Annotated in this window: 21 protein-coding genes; 10 read left to right on the top strand and 11 right to left on the bottom strand. The window is 53.6% G+C overall.

Annotated elements, in window-relative coordinates:
• Positions 1-20 precede the first annotated feature (20 nt).
• The gene (locus ACOSDM_RS12315; protein ID WP_420724832.1) at positions 21-530 is read left to right on the top strand and encodes a CorA family divalent cation transporter; all 510 of its coding nucleotides are present in this window, start codon (positions 21-23) and stop codon (positions 528-530) included.
• 20 nt (positions 531-550) lie between these two features.
• Positions 551-991: a CorA family divalent cation transporter gene (locus ACOSDM_RS12310; protein ID WP_420724831.1), complete on the top strand. Its 441-nt coding sequence runs from the start codon at positions 551-553 to the stop codon at positions 989-991.
• A gap of 93 nt (positions 992-1,084) precedes the next feature.
• On the opposite strand, the gene ACOSDM_RS12305 is transcribed toward ACOSDM_RS12310, so the two are convergent.
• Complete coding sequence (locus tag ACOSDM_RS12305; RefSeq protein WP_420724830.1) at positions 1,085-2,095, bottom strand: NAD(P)H-quinone oxidoreductase; 1,011 nt, start codon at positions 2,093-2,095, stop codon at positions 1,085-1,087.
• 86 nt (positions 2,096-2,181) lie between these two features.
• Between ACOSDM_RS12305 and ACOSDM_RS12300 the strand changes: the two genes are divergently transcribed.
• The 3 genes from ACOSDM_RS12300 to ACOSDM_RS12290 all read left to right on the top strand — a co-directional run bounded on the left by ACOSDM_RS12300 (position 2,182) and on the right by ACOSDM_RS12290 (position 4,681).
• Entirely contained in the window at positions 2,182-2,364 is a 183-nt protein-coding gene (locus ACOSDM_RS12300; protein ID WP_420724829.1) for a DUF1192 domain-containing protein, read from the top strand.
• Between the two features lie 170 nt (positions 2,365-2,534).
• Positions 2,535-3,542 (top strand): NADP-dependent oxidoreductase, encoded by a 1,008-nt coding sequence (locus tag ACOSDM_RS12295; protein ID WP_420724828.1) that lies wholly within the window; start codon positions 2,535-2,537, stop codon positions 3,540-3,542.
• Positions 3,543-3,706: 164 nt separating this feature from the next.
• On the top strand, positions 3,707-4,681 hold the full coding sequence (locus tag ACOSDM_RS12290) for a hypothetical protein (protein ID WP_420724827.1): 975 nt from the start codon (positions 3,707-3,709) through the stop codon (positions 4,679-4,681).
• Between the two features lie 25 nt (positions 4,682-4,706).
• Here the strand turns inward: ACOSDM_RS12290 and ACOSDM_RS12285 are convergent, their stop codons facing one another.
• The 3 genes from ACOSDM_RS12285 to ACOSDM_RS12275 all read right to left on the bottom strand — a co-directional run bounded on the left by ACOSDM_RS12285 (position 4,707) and on the right by ACOSDM_RS12275 (position 5,881).
• Entirely contained in the window at positions 4,707-4,991 is a 285-nt protein-coding gene (locus ACOSDM_RS12285; RefSeq protein ID WP_420724826.1) for a DUF7660 family protein, read from the bottom strand.
• A 345-nt stretch (positions 4,992-5,336) separates the two neighbouring features.
• Positions 5,337-5,621, bottom strand: a complete 285-nt coding sequence (locus tag ACOSDM_RS12280; RefSeq protein WP_420724825.1) for a DUF7660 family protein — start codon at positions 5,619-5,621, stop codon at positions 5,337-5,339.
• Positions 5,622-5,638: 17 nt separating this feature from the next.
• Positions 5,639-5,881 (bottom strand): hypothetical protein, encoded by a 243-nt coding sequence (locus ACOSDM_RS12275; RefSeq protein ID WP_420724824.1) that lies wholly within the window; start codon positions 5,879-5,881, stop codon positions 5,639-5,641.
• Positions 5,882-6,039: 158 nt separating this feature from the next.
• Here ACOSDM_RS12275 and ACOSDM_RS12270 point away from each other — a divergent pair, with 158 nt between their 5' ends.
• Positions 6,040-7,056 carry a hypothetical protein gene (locus ACOSDM_RS12270; protein ID WP_420724823.1) on the top strand — a complete coding sequence of 339 codons (1,017 nt, stop codon included), beginning with the start codon at positions 6,040-6,042 and terminating at the stop codon, positions 7,054-7,056.
• Positions 7,057-7,216: 160 nt separating this feature from the next.
• On the opposite strand, the gene ACOSDM_RS12265 is transcribed toward ACOSDM_RS12270, so the two are convergent.
• From ACOSDM_RS12265 to ACOSDM_RS12255, 3 genes are all read right to left on the bottom strand, one after another.
• A complete protein-coding gene (locus ACOSDM_RS12265; RefSeq protein ID WP_420724822.1) occupies positions 7,217-7,498 on the bottom strand; it encodes a DUF7660 family protein in 282 nt (93 codons plus the stop codon).
• Between the two features lie 309 nt (positions 7,499-7,807).
• On the bottom strand, positions 7,808-8,092 hold the full coding sequence (locus tag ACOSDM_RS12260; protein WP_420724821.1) for a DUF7660 family protein: 285 nt from the start codon (positions 8,090-8,092) through the stop codon (positions 7,808-7,810).
• A complete protein-coding gene (locus ACOSDM_RS12255; RefSeq protein WP_420724820.1) occupies positions 8,085-9,353 on the bottom strand; it encodes a hypothetical protein in 1,269 nt (422 codons plus the stop codon). Before ACOSDM_RS12255 ends, ACOSDM_RS12260 begins: the two co-directional genes overlap by 8 nt.
• Positions 9,354-10,491: 1,138 nt before the next feature.
• Here ACOSDM_RS12255 and ACOSDM_RS12250 point away from each other — a divergent pair.
• The 4 genes from ACOSDM_RS12250 to ACOSDM_RS12235 all read left to right on the top strand — a co-directional run bounded on the left by ACOSDM_RS12250 (position 10,492) and on the right by ACOSDM_RS12235 (position 14,188).
• Complete coding sequence (locus ACOSDM_RS12250; protein WP_420724819.1) at positions 10,492-11,274, top strand: 3-hydroxybutyrate dehydrogenase; 783 nt, start codon at positions 10,492-10,494, stop codon at positions 11,272-11,274.
• A 357-nt stretch (positions 11,275-11,631) separates the two neighbouring features.
• Entirely contained in the window at positions 11,632-12,939 is a 1,308-nt protein-coding gene (locus ACOSDM_RS12245) for an O-acetylhomoserine aminocarboxypropyltransferase (protein WP_420724818.1), read from the top strand.
• Positions 12,940-12,953: 14 nt separating this feature from the next.
• Entirely contained in the window at positions 12,954-13,760 is an 807-nt protein-coding gene (locus ACOSDM_RS12240; protein WP_420724817.1) for an alpha/beta fold hydrolase, read from the top strand.
• On the top strand, positions 13,757-14,188 hold the full coding sequence (locus ACOSDM_RS12235; RefSeq protein WP_420724816.1) for an acyl-CoA thioesterase: 432 nt from the start codon (positions 13,757-13,759) through the stop codon (positions 14,186-14,188). Before ACOSDM_RS12240 ends, ACOSDM_RS12235 begins: the two co-directional genes overlap by 4 nt.
• Here the strand turns inward: ACOSDM_RS12235 and greB are convergent, their stop codons facing one another.
• From greB to ACOSDM_RS12215, 4 genes are read right to left on the bottom strand one after another with little or no spacing between them, the layout of a single operon-like run.
• Entirely contained in the window at positions 14,189-14,755 is a 567-nt protein-coding gene (gene greB / locus ACOSDM_RS12230) for a transcription elongation factor GreB (protein WP_420724815.1), read from the bottom strand.
• A gap of 12 nt (positions 14,756-14,767) precedes the next feature.
• Entirely contained in the window at positions 14,768-15,865 is a 1,098-nt protein-coding gene (locus tag ACOSDM_RS12225) for an ABC transporter ATP-binding protein (protein ID WP_420724814.1), read from the bottom strand.
• On the bottom strand, positions 15,862-16,707 hold the full coding sequence (locus ACOSDM_RS12220; RefSeq protein WP_420724813.1) for an ABC transporter permease: 846 nt from the start codon (positions 16,705-16,707) through the stop codon (positions 15,862-15,864). The genes ACOSDM_RS12225 and ACOSDM_RS12220 overlap by 4 nt, the downstream gene beginning before the upstream one ends.
• A 4-nt stretch (positions 16,708-16,711) precedes the next feature.
• On the bottom strand, positions 16,712-17,632 hold the full coding sequence (locus tag ACOSDM_RS12215) for an ABC transporter permease (RefSeq protein ID WP_420724812.1): 921 nt from the start codon (positions 17,630-17,632) through the stop codon (positions 16,712-16,714).
• Between the last annotated feature and the right edge of the window lie 78 nt (positions 17,633-17,710).

Genomic DNA, 17,710 nt, shown 5'->3' with positions numbered 1-17,710 from the left:
TTCTTTGGGAGGGGGCGGGCATGATCAAAGGGTATGTCAGCGAGAAGGGTCGATTGGTCAGTATCGACTCCCCAATGGAGCATATGGACCAGGTAATCTGGTTCGATCTGTTGCACCCGACCCTGGATGAAGAGTTGATGCTGGGGCGCCGGCTGGGAATTACATTGCCAACGCGAGAGGATATGGAGGAGATCGAGATATCCTCCCGCCTGTATTTCGAAGACAATGCGGCTTTTATGACCGCAACGCTTCCGTCCCAGGTGGAAGGCGATAATCCAATCCTGGCGCCAGTCACCTTTATCTTGTTGGACCATCGTCTCGTGACGGTGCGCTATCATGAGCCGCGCTCTTTCTTCACCTTCGCGATTCATGCCGAGAAAGCCGCCATGGGCTGCACATCGGGTGAGTCTGCCCTTATCGCGTTGCTGGAAGCGGTGGTGGATCGCCTGGCCGATATTCTTGAACATGGCGCGCGCGATCTGGATAAAATTTCCCGTGATATCCTGCAACAGGATCGCGCTCCCCATTAAGAAGCAAGGACTTCCAGCATTTGCTGCGAGAAATCGGACTGTCTGGTGATCTGACGTCGGATATTCGGGACTGTCTGGCGACGATGGAGCGGCTTGTGGGGTTTTTGGGACATGCATTGGGGCAGCGAAAGGTCACGAAGGAGCTTAAGGAACGGGTTAAAACCTTATCCAGGGATATTCGTTCCCTGGCAGATTACTCAGGCTTTATGTCCCAGAAGATTACCTTCCTGTTGGATGCGACACTGGGGATGATTAATATAGAGCAGAATGGCATTATAAAGATTCTATCGGTGGCGTCCGTCGTGTTCCTGCCGCCAACTCTGATCGCCTCCTTCTATGGGATGAACTTCAAATATATGCCAGAGCTGGACTCACCCTTTGGCTATCCTATCGCCTTTGGCGCGATGGTTCTGTCTGCCATCCTGCCGTATCTTTTCTTCAAATATAAGAAATGGCTGTAACCCGATATTCCAATCCCATGCGATAGAATAAGACGGGGATGGTTTATGAGTGGCCCGTTTTCTGGAATGACCGTTCTATAAATTTTATCCGTATCAATCTACCTGCATCATGATCTTGCCAATATGGCTGGAGGTTTCCATCAGCCTGTGGGCCTCAGCGGCGTCTTTCAGGGGGAAAGTCTTATGGATCACAGGGGCCACTTTACCGGAATCCAACAGGGGCCAAACATCCCGGGCCAGATTTTCGGCAATCGTGGTCTTTTCAGCAATGGTTTGGGGCCGCAATGTTGCCCCCAGAACGGTCAGGCGGTTCATCAGGATTTTGGAGAAATCAACCTCCGCCTTTGGTCCTTTCAGGAAGGCGATGAAATTGTATCGCCCGTCGCGTCGCAGCAGTTTCAGGCCGGGATTGATATAGGGTCCCCCCACCATGTCCAGAATGACATCCAGGCCGGGGCCGCCGGTCATATCCTTGGTCCAGGCGGCGGCCTGTTCTGCCCAATCGCCTTCTTTGTAATTGATCGCCAGATCGGCCCCCAGTTCCAGGCAGGTCTGGCATTTCTCATTGCTGCCTGCAGTGATCGCAACCTGGGCACCATAGGCCTTGGCCAATTGAATGGCGGTCGTGCCGATACCGCTGGATCCACCATGCACCAACAGGCGTTCGCCCGCAGTCAGTTTGGCGCGCATGAAGATGTTGTAATAGACGGTGAAGAAGGTTTCCGGCAGGGCTGCCGCGCGGATCATATCATAGCCCTGGGGTAAGCGCAGACAATGCCCGGCGGGCACACGGCAATATTGCGCATAGCCGCCACCGGGTGTCAGGGCACAGATTTCGTCGCCAATGCTCCAGGCCGTGACGCCCTCACCCAAGGCCACGATCTCTCCGGCGATTTCCAGGCCGGGCAGAGGGGACGCATCGGGCGGCGGCGGGTATGCGCCCGCCCGCTGGGACACATCTGGACGGTTCACCCCCGCCGCACGCACTCTTATCAGAACTTCTCCGGCGCGCGGTTGTGGCGTTTCGACTTCCGCCAGTTTCAGAACCTCTGGCCCGCCATGGGTGGTGATTTCGACAGCCTGCATATGGGCGGGAAGGGACATGAGAACTCCTTTCGGGGGGTTGCTGTGGACGCGTGTGACCGCAATACTGACAGTCGTCGTAAGACGCTGCAAGGGAGCCTGTAGAGATGTTTGACGAAGAAGAGAAACCAAAGCCCAAAGGCATCCAACCCCTGGACCTGGATATGATGAGCATTGAGGCTTTGGAAGACTATATCGCTGAACTGGAAACGGAAATCGCACGGGTGCGGACAAAAATTGATGCGAAGAAGTCAGCCCGCGGCGCTGCGGAAAGCTTCTTTAAATCTTAAGAGGTGTGAAACCGCCAAGGACGCAAAGGAGGCGCTAAGGGCGCGGAGATAATGAGTTTGGCTTTAGAGAAACCCCTTGGCGTGCTTCGCGTGAACTTTGCGCCCTTTGCGGTTAAACCTTTTGGAAAGCGTTAAAATTCACCGCCAATGATGCGGAAAGAGAGGCCTTCATGACCACTGACAACAAGACCTGGATTCTGGATCACCACCCGGACGGCATGCCCACGCTGGATACGTTCCGAATGGAGACAAACGACATCCCCAGAGCAGCAGAGGGAGAGGTTTTGGGCAAGGCGCGCTGGCTGTCGGTGGACCCCTATATGCGCGGGCGTATTTCTGCCCAGGCGAATTACGCAGGGGGTGTCGCCATTGGGGAGGCAATGCATGGCGCTGCCGTTGCCGAAGTGGTGGAAAGCAATCACCCCGATTGGAAGCCCGGCGATCTGTTCGAAACCATCAAATTCGGCTGGCGGGAATATGCCGCCGTCCCTGGCGATGGCTTGACCCGCGTTGATCCGTCCCTGGGGCCCGAACATGCCTATCTCAGTTACCTCGGTATGCCAGGCGTGACCGCATTGATTGCCCTGGATTTGATCGGGGATGTGAAACCCGGAGAGACGGTTCTGGTCTCTGCGGCATCCGGCGCGGTGGGGCAGGTCGTCGGCCAGATTGCGAAGATCCGGGGCGCGCGCGCCATCGCCGTTGCCAGCAGTCAGGAAAAGCTGGACTGGTGCGCTAAGCTGGGCTTTGACGCCGGCATCAACTATCGCACAGAGGATGACTTGGCCGCCGCAATAAAACAGGCCTGCCCCAAAGGGGTGGATGTCTTTTTCGACAATACAGCGGGGCCGATCCACGATGCGGTAATGAACAATCTGGCCCAGAACGCGCGGATCATTATCTGCGGTACCATCAGCCTGGCCGGTCAGTTCGAACAGCCGGATATGGGCGAGCGGTTCCTGCGCAAAATACTGGTCGCCCGTGCCCGGATGGAGGGTTTCCTGATCTTCGACCATCTGGACAAATTCGACGCGGCCCGTGAACAATTGGCGGCATGGGAGAAGGCGGGCAAGCTGACCTTCAAGACCGATATCCGGGATGGCATAGACGCCATGCCCCAGGCCTTCCTGAACCTCCTGACATCCCAGAATTTTGGCAAACAGGTGGTGCGGATTTAGGGAGTGAAAGCCGATCCAACGTAACGAATTTCATCTTTCTCCATCCAACGAAACTGTTGTGAAAACGCCACAAGAACACATACTATGGTTGTGGTGGTGCTTGAGGGGTGGATGTGATGGATATGAGGGGTTTAAATAGATTTATCGCCTTGGGTGCTTTCCTTTTGAGCACGATCGCGACCCCGATCTTGGCGGATGAAATGCCGCGTTTTCCAGAAGAGTCGGAATACACGAAATTCATTGCTGGTACCACCGAAGATGCCATTGCGCTGCAAAAGGCCTATTGGGGGGATTGCGGTCCCTTGCTGGAAGCTATCCCCGAAGATTCGCTGTCTGCGACAATGGAGCCGAATAAGCGGCGGTTGGCGATTGAGTTGCTGGAGCGGGGGCTGTGCCTGCCTTTTAATCCCGAACTTTCCCTTCGGTTGATTGAGGCCGGTCACGATCAGAAAGACCCACGTGCAACGCTGCTGTTGGGGTGGCGATATTGGTTTGGCTATGGCGTGGAAACTGATATCGAACGGGCGAAAGACCTAATTGATGAGGCAATGCTGGCCTTCACGTCCTACCAAACCAGGGTGACTAAGGCTTGGACGGTGTTCCTGAACGGCCGCCAGGTACCGAATTATGTTCATGAGTGGGACGGTTGGTTTGTCCGGCAGGTCGACACAGAAGAGAAGAAAGTCCTGTTTGCATACCATTTGCTGGACGGGGCGTTGATCCTGCCAGACGGTCGCTTGCTGGGCTCCCGACCAGAGATTGCGTCAAAATGGTTTTCAGTGTTGGCGGTCAAAAATCCCGAAATTCAGTATCGATACGGGTTGTTGCAATACGCTGGGCGCTTTGGTGAAAAAGAGCAAGGGAAAGGTGACGCTACGATTCTGATGGCAGCGTACTGCCATCATCCGCAGGCTGTCATGGCCTTGGCTGAAATCAATCTTAAGAAGGGTCGAGATGGTGTCGCCGGTGGGTGGGAAAGCGCCTATACTTGGTACAGGGTCGCAGAGGCATTGGGGATCGATGTAAAGAGCCAGTTAAGAACAGCGAAAATGAATCTATCCCCTTTGGATCTGTACGGGAATGATCCTTATTTGAAAAACATGTTCGATCACAGAATGGAAAAATTGTCTAGCTGTTAAGAATAGTGCATGACCATCGTCCAACTCAACTGTGGTGGAAAGCCCCATGAAGCAGGCGGGCGACCCAGCGCCAGTCTGGCTGTTCAGGAGCCTCTGACCCGTAACCAACATTGCGCGACCAACTGTCCAGGGCACGAGTCAGGCCCCAAAAACCATTAAGATATTCTACTACATCTTGTTCTTCAAAATATCCGTTCTCATAAGCGTGCAATAGCTCAGCAATGAAGTTCGCAAGGTCGTGATGGGTCTGGACTGACTCTGTCAATCGTTTCAGTTTTTCCTTAATGAATTCTTCTTCGTCTGGTGTCATGATCTATTTCCTTATTTATCATGATTGTCATTTTTGATGGAAATTGAAGTTCCGTCATTCAGTCTTGTTCGTTTCCATCCAATACTTCCACGGATTTCCTCCGGCGTAGCCTTTCGGTAGCGTATTTCTGTTCCGGCTTCTCGGGCGGCGATCAGGCGGCGGTGGTCCAGGGTCGAGATTTTGCCGTCCTTCCAACAAAACGGTATATAGGCGAGGCCTGAATCTTGGAGTTCGCAACAGAGGTTTACTAGAAGAGACGTTCTAAATTGAGGGTGTCCACGCCTCATATATCAATGAATCAATGGTCCGCCCGGTACAGGCCAAGTTCTAAGTCGAGTGCATTTCCTAGCTGTGGTAGAAGGCAGAGTGCAGAAGATTTGCGATCAGGCTCCAGTTTGGCTGCTCGGGTGCGCCATCCGCGACTCCTGTATTTCGAAGCCAGCTATCCAACGCCCGTGTCAGGCCCCATAATCCACCTAAATACTCGGTGATTTCCTGCTCTTCAAAATAACCGTCTTCATAAGCCTCCAGGAGCTCTTCTATAAATTCAGCCAATTGATGATGATTGCTTACTGATAACTCCATAGAGTCTAATTTAGATTGTATTTTGTTTCTTTCTTCCGGTGTCATGACTTTCTATCTTTCAGTTATTTTCTTGGTTTCTTAATAGCAATACTCTCACCATCACTGAGAGTTGTCTTTTTTCTGCGTAGACCATTTCGAATCTCCTCCGGCGTAGCCTTTCGGTAGCGAATGTCTGTTCCGGCTTCTCGGGCGGCGATCAGGCGGCGGTGGTCCAGGGTCGAGATTTTGCCATCTCGCTCATATATCCGAATTGGTGGGATATCATCGGCCTTGCCAGCCGCAAAGTCGTCGCGTGTTTCTTCCAATGATTTCCCGTCCCGAGATCGCCTCGAAAATGTGTCTAAGTCATACTCTTGATTCAGCAACGCTGATTTTTTGAGTCCATCTTACGAAACTGTTGTGAAAACGCCATGGGTACACATACTATGGTTGTGGTGGTGCTTGAGGGGTGGATGTGATGAATATGCCGGGTTTAAATACATTTATCGCCTTGAGTGTTTTCATTCTAAGTGCGATCGCGACCCCGATCTTGGCGGATGAAATGCCGCGTCTTCCAGAACAGTCGGAACACACGAAAGACATTGCTGGTTCCATCGAAGATGTCATTGCGCTGCAAAAGGCCTATTGGGGGGATTGCGGTCCCTTACTCGACGCCGTCCCAGAAGACTCTATTTCTGTGACAATGGATCCCAAGAAGCGGCGGTTGGCGATAGAGTTGCTGGAGCGGGGGCTGTGCCTGCCTTTTAATCCCGAACTTTCCCTTCGGTTGATTGAGGCCGGTCACGATCAGAAAGACCCACGTGCAACGCTGCTGTTGGGGTGGCGATATTGGTTTGGCTATGGCGTTGACGCTGATATCGAACGAGCCAAAGACCTCATTGATGAGGCAATGCTGGCCTTCACGCCCTACCAAACCAGTGTGACCACGGCATGGACGCAGTTTCTGAACGGCCGCCAAGTACCAGACTATGTGCGCGAGTGGGATGGTTGGTTTGCCCGGCAGGTTGATACAGAAGAGAAGAAAGTCCTGTTTGCATACCATTTGCTGGACGGGGCTTTGATCCTGCCAGACGGTCGCTTGCTGGGGTCCCGACCAAAGATTGCGTCAAAATGGTTTTCAGTACTATCGGTCAAAAATTATGAGATACAGTATCGATATGGAATTTTGCTATACGCTGGGCGTTTTGGGGAAGAGGCGCGCAGGGATGCCGATTATATGCTTATGCGGCCAGCAAGATGCCACTTTCTGCCAGCAGTCATGACCATGGCTGAAATCAGTTTTAAAGAAGGCCTAGACGGCGTTCCTGGTGGATGGGAAAACGCTTATATTTGGTACAGGGTCGCAGAGGCATTGGGGATCGATGTAGAGAGCCAGTTAAGGACAGCGAAAATGAATCTATCCCCTTTGGATCTGTACGGGAATGACCTCCATCTAGAAAACAGAATTGATATTTGGATGGACAAAGGCTCTAGCTGTTGAACACTTTAGTGAATTAACCGGAAATTATCGCTGGTTTTACTGGTATCAACAATTTCATCATCTTTATGCACGAGCACCCAAAGTCCCTGTTTTGGGTATGAAAAATACTGTTTGCTGGTATCATGATTTCCCGATTCTGGCTGATGCCCGCTATTTCATCTTAGCTATTATAGAACGCAGCATGGAGCAGACGCGCGACCCATCGCCAGTCGGGCTGTTCGGGCGCACCTGAACCGTACCCAACGTTACGCGCCCAACTGTCTAAGGCGCGGGTCACTCCCTCCATTCCCTCCAGATAATCAATGACGCCCTGCTCTTCAAAAAGGCCGCGGTTATAAGCATCTAACAGCTTATTAATACAATCCGCCAAATCTTCATGTGAAGTAACCAACTCAGCATCCCTTGCGATTTTTTGATTAGGGGTCGCATCTGTGTTGCTCATAAGATGCTCCTTTCTATTAATAATCTAAAGGGTCGTTTGCCCTGATCCGAATATTCATACCGTGATTTTTTGTTCGTGTTTTCCAACGATTGTCCTCTACCTCCGCTGCAGTTGCCTTTCGGTATCGTAGGTCTTTTCCAGCTTCTCGGGCGGCGATGAGCCAGGGCCTTCATTTATGAAACCGCCAATTTATTCTAATGTGGAGAGAGGCGCGCTAGAATGAATTGCCCGAAGTCTCTATTTTGAATAAAATATATCTTCTTCAGGTTTTATCATTTCTCAATTTTTCGCAGTACCTATCGGCTCACCTCAACTGTGGTGAAATGCGGCTCTTAAGAGACGGGCCATCCAACGCCAATCGGGCTGCTCTGGAGCCCCAGGTCCGTAACCTACATTCCTAGCCCAGCTGTTCATCGCCGCCAATAGCGCGACCATCCCACCCAGATAGTCCGTTACGCTCTGCTCTTCAAAAAACCCTTCATCATAGGCTTCTAAAAGATCCGCAAGGAAGTCTGAGAGTTCCTCATGATTGGATACGGCTTCTTGCTGCTTTTGGAATTTGGAACTTAATGCCAAACGATCTTCTTCATTCATTTTTTGAACTCCGCTTGTTGCGTCGGTAGATGTAATTGTTGTTGATGATTTGCACAGATCGCCCGTCATCAAGTGTCGTATTTTTAGTTGGAAAGTCTTCTGATACTTCGCTGGGCGTAGCCTTTCGGTATCGAATGTCTGTTCCAGCTTCTCGGGCGGCGATCAGGCGGCGGTGGTCCAGGGTCGAGATTTTGCCATCTCGCTCATATATCCGTATTGGTGGGATATCATCCGCCTTTCCAGCCGCAAAGTCGTCGCGTGTTTCTTCTAATGATTTCCCATCCCGGAATCTCCTTGAAATTGTATCCTGCGTTGTTCGAATACGTTTGGGATCGACTTTGCCATTTTCCGGTAGGGAATCGTACTCTCTTTTTTCCATTGGATTTTCTGTTTTGGATACCGATGGGATCTGGGGTCTTGTCTTACCCTTAACGACCGGTTGAGTCTGATTTGGGCTCCCTGATTTCTGCCGCCCTTTTTTGTTACCGATACCACCAAAGCCCGCGCCTGCGGCGATTGCCATTTCGGTTGCTTTTCGGAAATCGCCGCTATTGTTTTCTGCTGCGAGGCCGAATTGTTGAAAAGCATTCAGGGCTGCTGCATCAGCATGCGCTTTCGTATCTGGGGGCGGTCTGTGATATATGGTGCCGTCCTGGTTGATCACATAGTTCCGCGCAATACCCGAACCGCTGTCGGGCGTTTGGTATTCGCCATTTGGCATGCGTAATTCATTGCGGATGTTCTCGGCTGCTCCAGGATCTGCCAGTGGCTTGAGATTGGAGATTTGATCCGCACCGATATTCTGTAATTTCAGAAACCAGTTTTTGTCTGAGTAGAAGTCATTCTGATAGGCATCTGCGATCTGTTTGACGGCATTAGGGTCTTCCAGATTTTCCAATATTTGTTCATACAGGCGCGTTCGATAGGCCTCGTCACTTTCGCCATCTTGCCTATGCACGCCGGATTGATCTGCTTTTGGCGGAGAGATTGATGTATCGTCAGGGTGTGGATTCGGGGTTCTACCCTGAGCCCCTTTGTCTGATCGGTCCTCCTGGTCGGATCGTTCGGGTAAATCACCTCCACCGCCTTCGGGTGCCCCGGTAGGCGTAGGTTGGTCGCCAGAATTGTGTCCAATGCCGGGCATGCTCCCCTCAGAAGCAGAGGGGTCGCTGGTGTTGATGACTGATCGGCCAAATCGATAAGGCCAGCGAGGAGCAAGAGAGACTCCTGTGCCCGGCTTGCCATTCGATGCGTCTGGCATGGGAACGGCTGTCGACGGGCCAGGATCAACGTACATACCAGGATCAATGTCGCGTGGGCTTCTAATCTCCTGATTGGAATCAGACCATGCCTTTCCATCGCGTGCATTCGGCTCATGCCGTCCGAAAATATGCTCCCAGTCCGGCGGCTGTCCAGGTCTGCGGCTTTGGGCGCCTGGATACTGTGGGGAGATGAGAAGATCTAAAATGCGATTGCCCGTTGGGCGCTTTTGCATGTGTTTCAGGCTGGATTGGGTATCAGGAACTTGAACCTTGGTGAGCAGATGCTCCAAGGATAATGCTGGCTCCTCATCCTGAATGGGGCGTCCGGTCGCGTCTGTTCGGGCCGGGTTTGGATAGGCGGTTTGCCAGAGTTTTTGGACTGTGTCTTTCAAGGTGGTTGCGGCGGGGCCTGTCTGCCAATAGTCGTCGCGCTGCATCAGTGATTTGATGTAGCCATCGACGCGGTCTCTCTCTGATCCACCTGAATCCGGGGCGTTTGACTGTGAGGTGATGGGCGTCTTCAACGCAGCCGCCGCCTTACGGCGAGCCTCAATCCGGGCGCGCATTTGGGCGTTCAATGTGAAGGGCTGCGGGAGATTATCTCTCTGTGCCCCACCTTGTTGGGAAGGTCCCCCATGCGCGCCGGTCGCGAGCGCGGTGCGGGCAGGCCCCATTCTGCTCGCGGCGTCTTCCAGCGACCGGCGCTGGTTAAAAAGCTGTGACCCAAGTGGTTCAAACGGGTCATATGGAAATCCAGTCATTGTGTTTGCCCCACTTTTGTTCTTTTGTTGGGGTTTATAAAACCGGACAGTGATGTCCGGTTCAACTGCGCCCCACCAAATGTGTTTCAACGCTGTATCCTAACTTCCAGGTTGTATAATTCTGCTATGCCTCAATGTGCCTGCTGCCAATCCTAACTTTTGATAAAGGTTGTCCCAGCAACATAACCCTTAATTGTTTCTCTTATAGAATAAGACTAAACTTAATGTCAACTATAAAAAGAACACATTAGGAAATTAATTGGATGCTGGCATTTAAAGCCTGTGGCGTTTCGTCAGGGGCTGCTTCCTTGTTATCCGTCCGGGAATGATTAGGTTTCGTTCAGACTAATTTTTCTCTGATGAAAGGGTTTCTATTATGCTGAAGGGTAAAGCGGCGTTTGTGACGGGGTCTACCAGTGGTATCGGCTTGGCAATGGCCAGGGCGTTGGCTCAGTCCGGGGCCAATGTGATGCTGAACGGGCTGGGCGACGCGGATGAGATCGAGAAGACCCGCGCTGACTTGGCGAAGGAAACAGGTCAGGAGATCGGCTATCACGGTGCCAATATGCTGAAGGAAGATGAAATCGTCGATGCCGTTGAACAGACGGTCAAAAAGTTTGGCAGCATCGATATCCTGGTCAACAATGCCGGTATCCAGCATGTCAGCAAGATTGAGGATTTCCCGACCGCGAAATGGGATGCGATCATTGCGATCAATCTGACATCGGCCTTTCATTCCACCAAGGCGGCCTTGCCGCATATGCGGAAATCCGGTTGGGGCCGCATTATCAACACGGCGTCGGCCCATGGTCTGGTCGCCAGTCCCTTCAAATCCGCCTATGTAGCGGCCAAGCATGGCATTGTAGGCTTTACCAAGGTAACCGCGCTGGAGACGGCGGGGGCAGGGATCACCTGCAACGCGATCAATCCGGGTTGGGTGCGCACAGAACTGGTTGAACGCCAGATCGAGGCTACGGCAAAAGACAAGGGCTGCACTGTTGAACAGGCGGCCGCGGATATGTTGGCGGAAAAACAGCCCTCCATGGATTTCGTGACGCCAGAGCAACTGGGCGGTGTGCTGGTTTTCCTGTGTTCCCCTTCCGCGGATCAGATCACCGGGATTTCCCTGTCGGTCGATGGCGGTTGGACGGCACGATAAGATAGTCTTTCCAGGGCCTTGAAAGGGTGTTTTCCCGAATTCTTCTCGGTTTGGTATAAAAAATTAAACGCTGTCCCTCGTTTGACGCATAAGACTGTTGACCAGATGGAATAGGACCGCTACCGTCCTTTCCCAGTGAGGCAAGTTGAACAGGGGGCACCGGGAGATCGGAACAATCCGACACGGGTGCTGGGATTTCAAAAGAAGGCTGTCGGGGCACCGGCAGCCTTCTTTTGTATTGGCTACTGCTGCCTGTATCAGGGGTGATATCTGAGCGATCAGCCTATGCTTTCCAGTCTTTGCTGAACGCATTACTGTGGCATGTAACAACAGTCCATCAATGGGGGAGGAATACGGATGAAACCGGATTTCCTGAAATTTGACACGTTGAGCCTGCATGCTGGGCAACAGCCCGACCCGGTGACCGGCGCGCGGGCGGTGCCGATCTATCAGACGACATCTTATGTCTTTGACAGCACCGATCATGCCGCAGCTTTGTTCAATCTGGAGCGCCCTGGGCACATTTATTCGCGCATATCCAATCCCACCGTTGCGGTGCTGGAGGAGCGAATCGCAGCCCTGGACGGTGGTGTTGGCGCGGTTGCAACGGCCAGCGGTCATGCGGCTCTGTTTCTGGCAATATCAACCCTGATGGGCCAGGGCGGTCACATCGTTGCATCGAAATCGCTGTATGGCGGATCGATCAACATGTTCCTGCACACATTGCCCCGGTTCGGGATCACGGCGACCCTTGTCGATCCGCGCAAGCCGGAGGAATTTGAAGCCGCAATCCGGCCTGAAACTCGGTTGGTTTTTGCAGAAATTCTGGGCAATCCCAATCTAGAGGTTCTGGATATTGAGGCCGTGGCCGATGTCGCCCATCGCCATGGCCTGCCACTGATGATCGATGGCACGTTCAACACGCCCTATCTGTGCCGTGCTATTGATCATGGTGCGGATATCATCATGCATTCGGCAACGAAATGGCTGGGGGGGCATGGTGTTGCCATGGGGGGTGCCCTGGTTGATGCCGGGCGCTTCGATTGGTTCGCCCAGGCGGAGAAATTTCCGACCCTGACCGAGCCTTACGCCGCCTATCACGGCATTGTCTTTGCGGAAGAATATGGCCCGGCTGGATTCATTACCCGCGCCAGGGCGGAAGGGTTGCGAGACTTCGGCGCGGTGTTGAGTCCCTCCAGTGCGTTCTATCTGTTGCAAGGGATTGAAACGCTGCCGTTGCGTATGGAGAAGCATGTCGCCAATGCTCGTATTGTGGCAGATTTCCTGGCTGAACATGAAGCGGTCGAATGGGTGAATTATCCAGGCCTGGAAAGCCATCCAGATCACAAGATCGCCCAGAAATATCTGCCAAAAGGGCCGGGCAGCATGCTGGCATTTGGTGTTAAGGGCGGTCGGGTTGCCGGTGCGAAATTCATAGAATCAGTGGAATTGTTCAGCCATCTGGCCAATGTTGGGGACGCCAAATCTTTGGTCCTCCATCCGGCATCGACAACGCATCAACAGATGACGAAGGAACAACTGGCCGCCGCTGGGATCGGGGATGATCTGATCCGCGTTTCTGTCGGCCTGGAAGACCCAAGCGATTTGCTGGCAGATCTTAAACAAGCCCTTCGGCGGGCCTATAAAGTCGCCGCTGCGGAATAAAGGGGGCACGCGTTATGATTATCGATATGGACCATGGTCCGGTTTTCGCCAATACCGGTGGGGCAACATTTGACCCATCCAAACCAACGGCCATTCTGGTCCATGGGGCCGGGGGGGATCATTCCATCTGGGGCGGCCAGAACCGATATCTGGCCCACCACGGCGCATCCGTTCTGGCAATTGATCTACCCGCCCACGGGCGCAGCGGTGGTAAGGCGATCGATAGCATCTCAGGCCTGGCCGACTTTCTGATCGCCTTTATCGCGGCGGCAAAGGTTGAAACCCCCATCCTGATTGGTCATTCCATGGGGGCATTGGCCTCGCTGGAAGCGGCCGCGCGCTTGGGCAAGGATTGTGCGGGTTTAGGGCTGTGCGGTGTTGCGGGGCAAATGCCGGTGCATCCTGACCTGTTGGGGGCGGCCCAGCGGAACGAATTAACCGCCGCCCAGTTTATCGCCAGTTGGGGCCATGGCAGCCGTGCGCATCGGGGGGGCAATCCCACCCATGGCGTATGGATGCTCAGCCAGGCGGTGACCCTGATTAATCGCACGGGTCCGGGCGTGCTGTATACCGATCTGAAGGCTTGTAATGAGTATAAGGGGGCGATGGATGCCGCCGCCAAAGTATCCTGCCCAACGCAGTTCTTGCTGGGTCAGAGTGATAAAATGACCCCCTTGAAGGCGGCCCAACCCCTGATTAATGCGGTTGCAGATGCTCAAGTGACGGTGCTGCCCGCGATTGGTCATATGATGACGGTAGAATCACCGACCGATAGCTGTTCGGCGCTGATGGCCTTGTTAGAACGGGTGCAGGCCGCATGACAGACAGCCTGCCCAGCCGTGCTGATTTCTCCACACTATTGGCGATTCCCACCCGGTGGATGGATCAGGACCCTTATGGTCATGTGAACAATGTCGAATATTATTCCTATTTCGATACGGTGGTGAATGACCATCTGATCCGCAAGGCTGGCCTGGATGTCGTCAACACGCCGGTCATCGGGCTGGTCGTTGAAAGTAAATGCCAGTTCATGAAGGAAATCTCCTTCCCCCAGACCGTTCATGCGGGCATGCGGGTGGTGAAACTGGGCAATTCCTCTGTCACCTATCAGATCGCCCTTTTCCGGGATGACGAAGACAGTCCCGCCGCCATCGGGCATTTCGTGCATGTCTATGTGGATCGCAAGACGCGGGCAACAGTGCGCGTGCCAGATCAGGTTCGCGACGCGTTGGTAGATTTTATCGCGTGATCAGTCTTCTGTGTCGCCCAGATAGGCGATCTTGATGACTTCCAATTCGTCGACACCATTGGGGGTCTGGACCTTCACGACATCGCCCTCATAGGCCTTCAGCAGGGCACGGGCGACGGGGGATATCCAACTGATTTCGCCCAGTTCCAGCCGCGCCTCATCAACGCCGACAATGCGTATTGTGATTTCCTCATCCCGCTGGTTCACATAGGTGACGGTGGCCCCAAAGAAGATCTGGTCGCGATTGGTCTGCAATCGCTGATCGACGACTTCGGCGATTTCCAGACGCTTGCCCAAAAACCGCAGCCGGCGATCAATTTCCCGCAGGCGCTTTTTGCCATAAATGTAATCGCCATTTTCCGAACGATCCCCATTGCCCGCCGCCCAGGAGACAATGTCGACAATCTTCGGGCGTTCATCGCGGATCAGGTGGCGCTGCTCCGCCTGCAGGCGCTTATGGCCTGCGGGTGTCATATAGTTCTTCGCACCACGCGGCAGGGCGGGGGCGTCGTCGGGCAGGTCCTCGTCGTCCTCGGACTCCGATTCCTTTGTGAAGGCTTTACTCATTGTGTCCCGTCATCAATCTGCCAGAACCAGCGTGTCCTTTTGACGCCAGCTGATCCAGCGCCGGTCGCCGGGCTTTGCCGGGGCGACCAGGGTCCGTTCGTGGTTGGGAAGGGTGACTGAAAGTGTCAGCCCTCCATCTGTCTTCACATGAACATGGTTCTCGTCCCCATGATACGCAACCTGTAAGACGGTTCCTTCCAGGGCGACACATTCCGTATCGGTTGGTTTGTCTGCGCTGACCGTGGTTTTTTCCGGACGTACAGCTATGCCAATCTCGCCGCTGGCCTCGCCTTCATGGGGCAGGCGCAGGTCACCGATCCCTTCCACAGAAACAGAAACCTCGCCGCCGCTACAGGACTTCACCTGGGCCTGGAACAGGTTCATTTTTCCGATAAAGTCTGCCACGAAACGGCTGGTCGGGTATTCGTACAGATCGCGCGGTGCAGCCAGTTGCCGGACGCAGCCGGATTCCATTACGGCAACCCGGTCGGCCATGCTCAGCGCCTCATCCTGATCATGGGTCACCATGACAAAGGTGATACCAACACTGGCCTGCAGGTTGCGCAGTTCCAGCTGCATGGCTTCGCGCAGTTTGGCGTCCAGGGCTGATAGCGGCTCGTCCAGCAATAGTACCTTTGGACGCTTCACCAGGGCACGGGCCAGGGCGACACGCTGACGCTGACCGCCGGAGAGTTGGTCTGGCATACGCGCACCATAGCCAGGCAATTGCACCAGACCCAGGGCTTCCTCCACCCGCCCGGCAATCTCTTTGCTGGCGACACCTTCCATTTTCAGGCCATAGGCGACATTGTCGGCAACAGACATATGTGGGAATACGGCATAGGACTGGAACACCATGTTAACCGGGCGCTTGTTCGGGGACACGCCTTCCATATCCTGCCCATCGACCAGCAATTGACCCTCGCTGGGCATTTCAAAGCCCGCAATCATGCGCAGCAGCGTGGTCTTGCCACAGCCGCTGGGACCCAGCAGGGCAAAGAATTCGCCCTCTTTGATGTCGATTGAAACATTATCGACGGCTATCACATCGGACCCAAATCTCTTGGTGATACCGTTAATGCCGATGATGGTTTTTCTGGTATCGGTCATTTCTTTTTGGCCCCTTTGTTCTGCAGCCACATGGCCGTTGCCGTCAAAAACACAGTGATCACAATCAAAACTGTAGAGGCCGCGTTGACCTCTGGTGTCACAGAGAAGCGCACCATGGAATAAACTTTCACCGGGAAGGTTACGGTCTCCGGTCCGGATGTGAAGAAGGTGATGACAAAGTCGTCCAGCGACAGGGTGAAGGCAAGCAAGGCGCCTGCCACCAATCCAGGCTTCATATGCGGAATGATGACATCGCGATAGACCTGCCAATCGCCAGCCCCCAGATCGCGGGCGGCTTCCTCCTCCTCCATATTGAACCCAGCCAGACGGGCGCGCACGATGACCGCGACGAAGGGGAAGGTGAAGCTGATATGGGCAATCGTGATATTGGCCAGGCTGAGCGGCCAGGGCAGATCATTGGGCCAGCCAATCCGCGCGAAAAACGCCAGCATCGCGACCCCCATGCAGATTTCGGGGATGACGATGGGCAGGGCCATGGCGCCTTCATACACCGGCTTGAAGCTGAAGCGAAACCGCCACAACAGGATCGCAACCATTGCGCCCAGGATCAGCGATATGATGGTGGACACAAATGCGATGGTCAGCGAATTCCCGAACGCGATCATCAAATCGTCATTTTGGAACAGCTTTTCATAATATTTCAGCGAGAAACCGTTCCAGACGATGTTGCGCCGACTGTTGTTGAAGCTGAATGCCATCAAGGTCAGCAGCGGCACATACAGGAAGATAAAGGTCAACGCCATGATCGTCAGCAACGGCCATTTGCGCAGATAGTCCAAAGGACCGGCGGGTTCTAACCCAAAGAGAGATTTCTTTGCCATCGTGTCAGATCCCATCCTTGCTGTTGCGCGCCAGGACCGCCCGTAAAGCCAAGGCCCCGAAGGTGATATACATCAACAGGAATGACAGGGCGGAGCCAAAGGGCCAGTCATTGGCAGATTTAAACTGCCGTTCGATGATATTGGCGATCATCGCACTGTCGGGCCCACCCAACAGATCTGGCGTCAGGAAGCTGCCAAGGGCCGGGATGAAGGTAATAATAATGCCGGAAATGATGCCGGGCAGGGCCAGCGGCACAACGACATTCCATATGGTGCGCAAATGCCCCGCCCCCAGGTCCAGACTGGCCTCCAGATAGGATCGGTCCAACCGCTCTAATGCGGCATACAGGGGCAGGATCATGAAGGGCAGATGCACATAAACCAGCCCCAGAATGACAGCCTTATCATTATACAACAGTTCCAAAGCCTGGAATTGTTCGCCCAGAACGGCTGCGCCAAGCCCACCCAGTCCGACCAGATCGAACATAAACCGGATTTTTTGATCGAACCATTCCAGTGTGAAATTCAGAAATCCCCGCTGACGCAAAACCGCGATCAAGGCGTAGGTCCGGATCAGCAAATTTGTCCAGAAGGGCAGCATGATCAACAGCAACAACAGGCCCTTATACCGGTTTGGAGCATAAACAATGCCCAGTGCGACCGGCAATCCGACGAACAGACAGATTATCGTCGCCAGACCTGCAACACCCAAAGACTTCCAGAAGATTTTTAAGATATCGGGGTTAAAAACACGTATGTAATTGTCCAAGGTCCAGGTGATGTCGATGCCGACAACCCCCTGCTTTTCGCCAAAGCTGAACACCCAAATCAAGGCTAAAGGAATAAGAAAAAATAAGACGAGCCAGAAAGTCGGCGGAATGCCAACAGCCCAGAAAACCTGCTTAAATTTGCGCCACGATTCCATGCCGGATGCCCCCCATCAGAAACCCTAATCCCGCCGCGCCAACCCAAATGGGACTCGGCGCGACGGGTAGGCACTTAC

It is taken from the genome of Hwanghaeella sp. LZ110 (assembly GCF_048892525.1).
Taxonomy (GTDB): Bacteria; Pseudomonadota; Alphaproteobacteria; order UBA8366; family Aestuariispiraceae; genus Pacificispira.
Note: the sequence above shows the minus strand (reverse complement) of the source record. Positions and strands in the feature narration are given on the sequence as shown.

Coding starts and splice junctions, on each gene's coding strand:
- ACOSDM_RS12265 (WP_420724822.1), bottom strand. CDS start 7,498: ATGAGCAACACAGATGCGACCCCTAATCAAAAAATCGCAAGGGATGCT.
- ACOSDM_RS12245 (WP_420724818.1), top strand. CDS start 11,632: ATGAAACCGGATTTCCTGAAATTTGACACGTTGAGCCTGCATGCTGGG.
- ACOSDM_RS12285 (WP_420724826.1), bottom strand. CDS start 4,991: ATGACACCAGACGAAGAAGAATTCATTAAGGAAAAACTGAAACGATTG.
- greB (WP_420724815.1), bottom strand. CDS start 14,755: ATGAGTAAAGCCTTCACAAAGGAATCGGAGTCCGAGGACGACGAGGAC.
- ACOSDM_RS12220 (WP_420724813.1), bottom strand. CDS start 16,707: ATGGCAAAGAAATCTCTCTTTGGGTTAGAACCCGCCGGTCCTTTGGAC.
- ACOSDM_RS12270 (WP_420724823.1), top strand. CDS start 6,040: ATGCCGGGTTTAAATACATTTATCGCCTTGAGTGTTTTCATTCTAAGT.
- ACOSDM_RS12315 (WP_420724832.1), top strand. CDS start 21: ATGATCAAAGGGTATGTCAGCGAGAAGGGTCGATTGGTCAGTATCGAC.
- ACOSDM_RS12215 (WP_420724812.1), bottom strand. CDS start 17,632: ATGGAATCGTGGCGCAAATTTAAGCAGGTTTTCTGGGCTGTTGGCATT.
- ACOSDM_RS12280 (WP_420724825.1), bottom strand. CDS start 5,621: ATGACACCGGAAGAAAGAAACAAAATACAATCTAAATTAGACTCTATG.
- ACOSDM_RS12240 (WP_420724817.1), top strand. CDS start 12,954: ATGATTATCGATATGGACCATGGTCCGGTTTTCGCCAATACCGGTGGG.
- ACOSDM_RS12225 (WP_420724814.1), bottom strand. CDS start 15,865: ATGACCGATACCAGAAAAACCATCATCGGCATTAACGGTATCACCAAG.
- ACOSDM_RS12300 (WP_420724829.1), top strand. CDS start 2,182: ATGTTTGACGAAGAAGAGAAACCAAAGCCCAAAGGCATCCAACCCCTG.
- ACOSDM_RS12260 (WP_420724821.1), bottom strand. CDS start 8,092: ATGAATGAAGAAGATCGTTTGGCATTAAGTTCCAAATTCCAAAAGCAG.
- ACOSDM_RS12305 (WP_420724830.1), bottom strand. CDS start 2,095: ATGTCCCTTCCCGCCCATATGCAGGCTGTCGAAATCACCACCCATGGC.
- ACOSDM_RS12295 (WP_420724828.1), top strand. CDS start 2,535: ATGACCACTGACAACAAGACCTGGATTCTGGATCACCACCCGGACGGC.
- ACOSDM_RS12235 (WP_420724816.1), top strand. CDS start 13,757: ATGACAGACAGCCTGCCCAGCCGTGCTGATTTCTCCACACTATTGGCG.
- ACOSDM_RS12255 (WP_420724820.1), bottom strand. CDS start 9,353: ATGCCAGACGCATCGAATGGCAAGCCGGGCACAGGAGTCTCTCTTGCT.
- ACOSDM_RS12250 (WP_420724819.1), top strand. CDS start 10,492: ATGCTGAAGGGTAAAGCGGCGTTTGTGACGGGGTCTACCAGTGGTATC.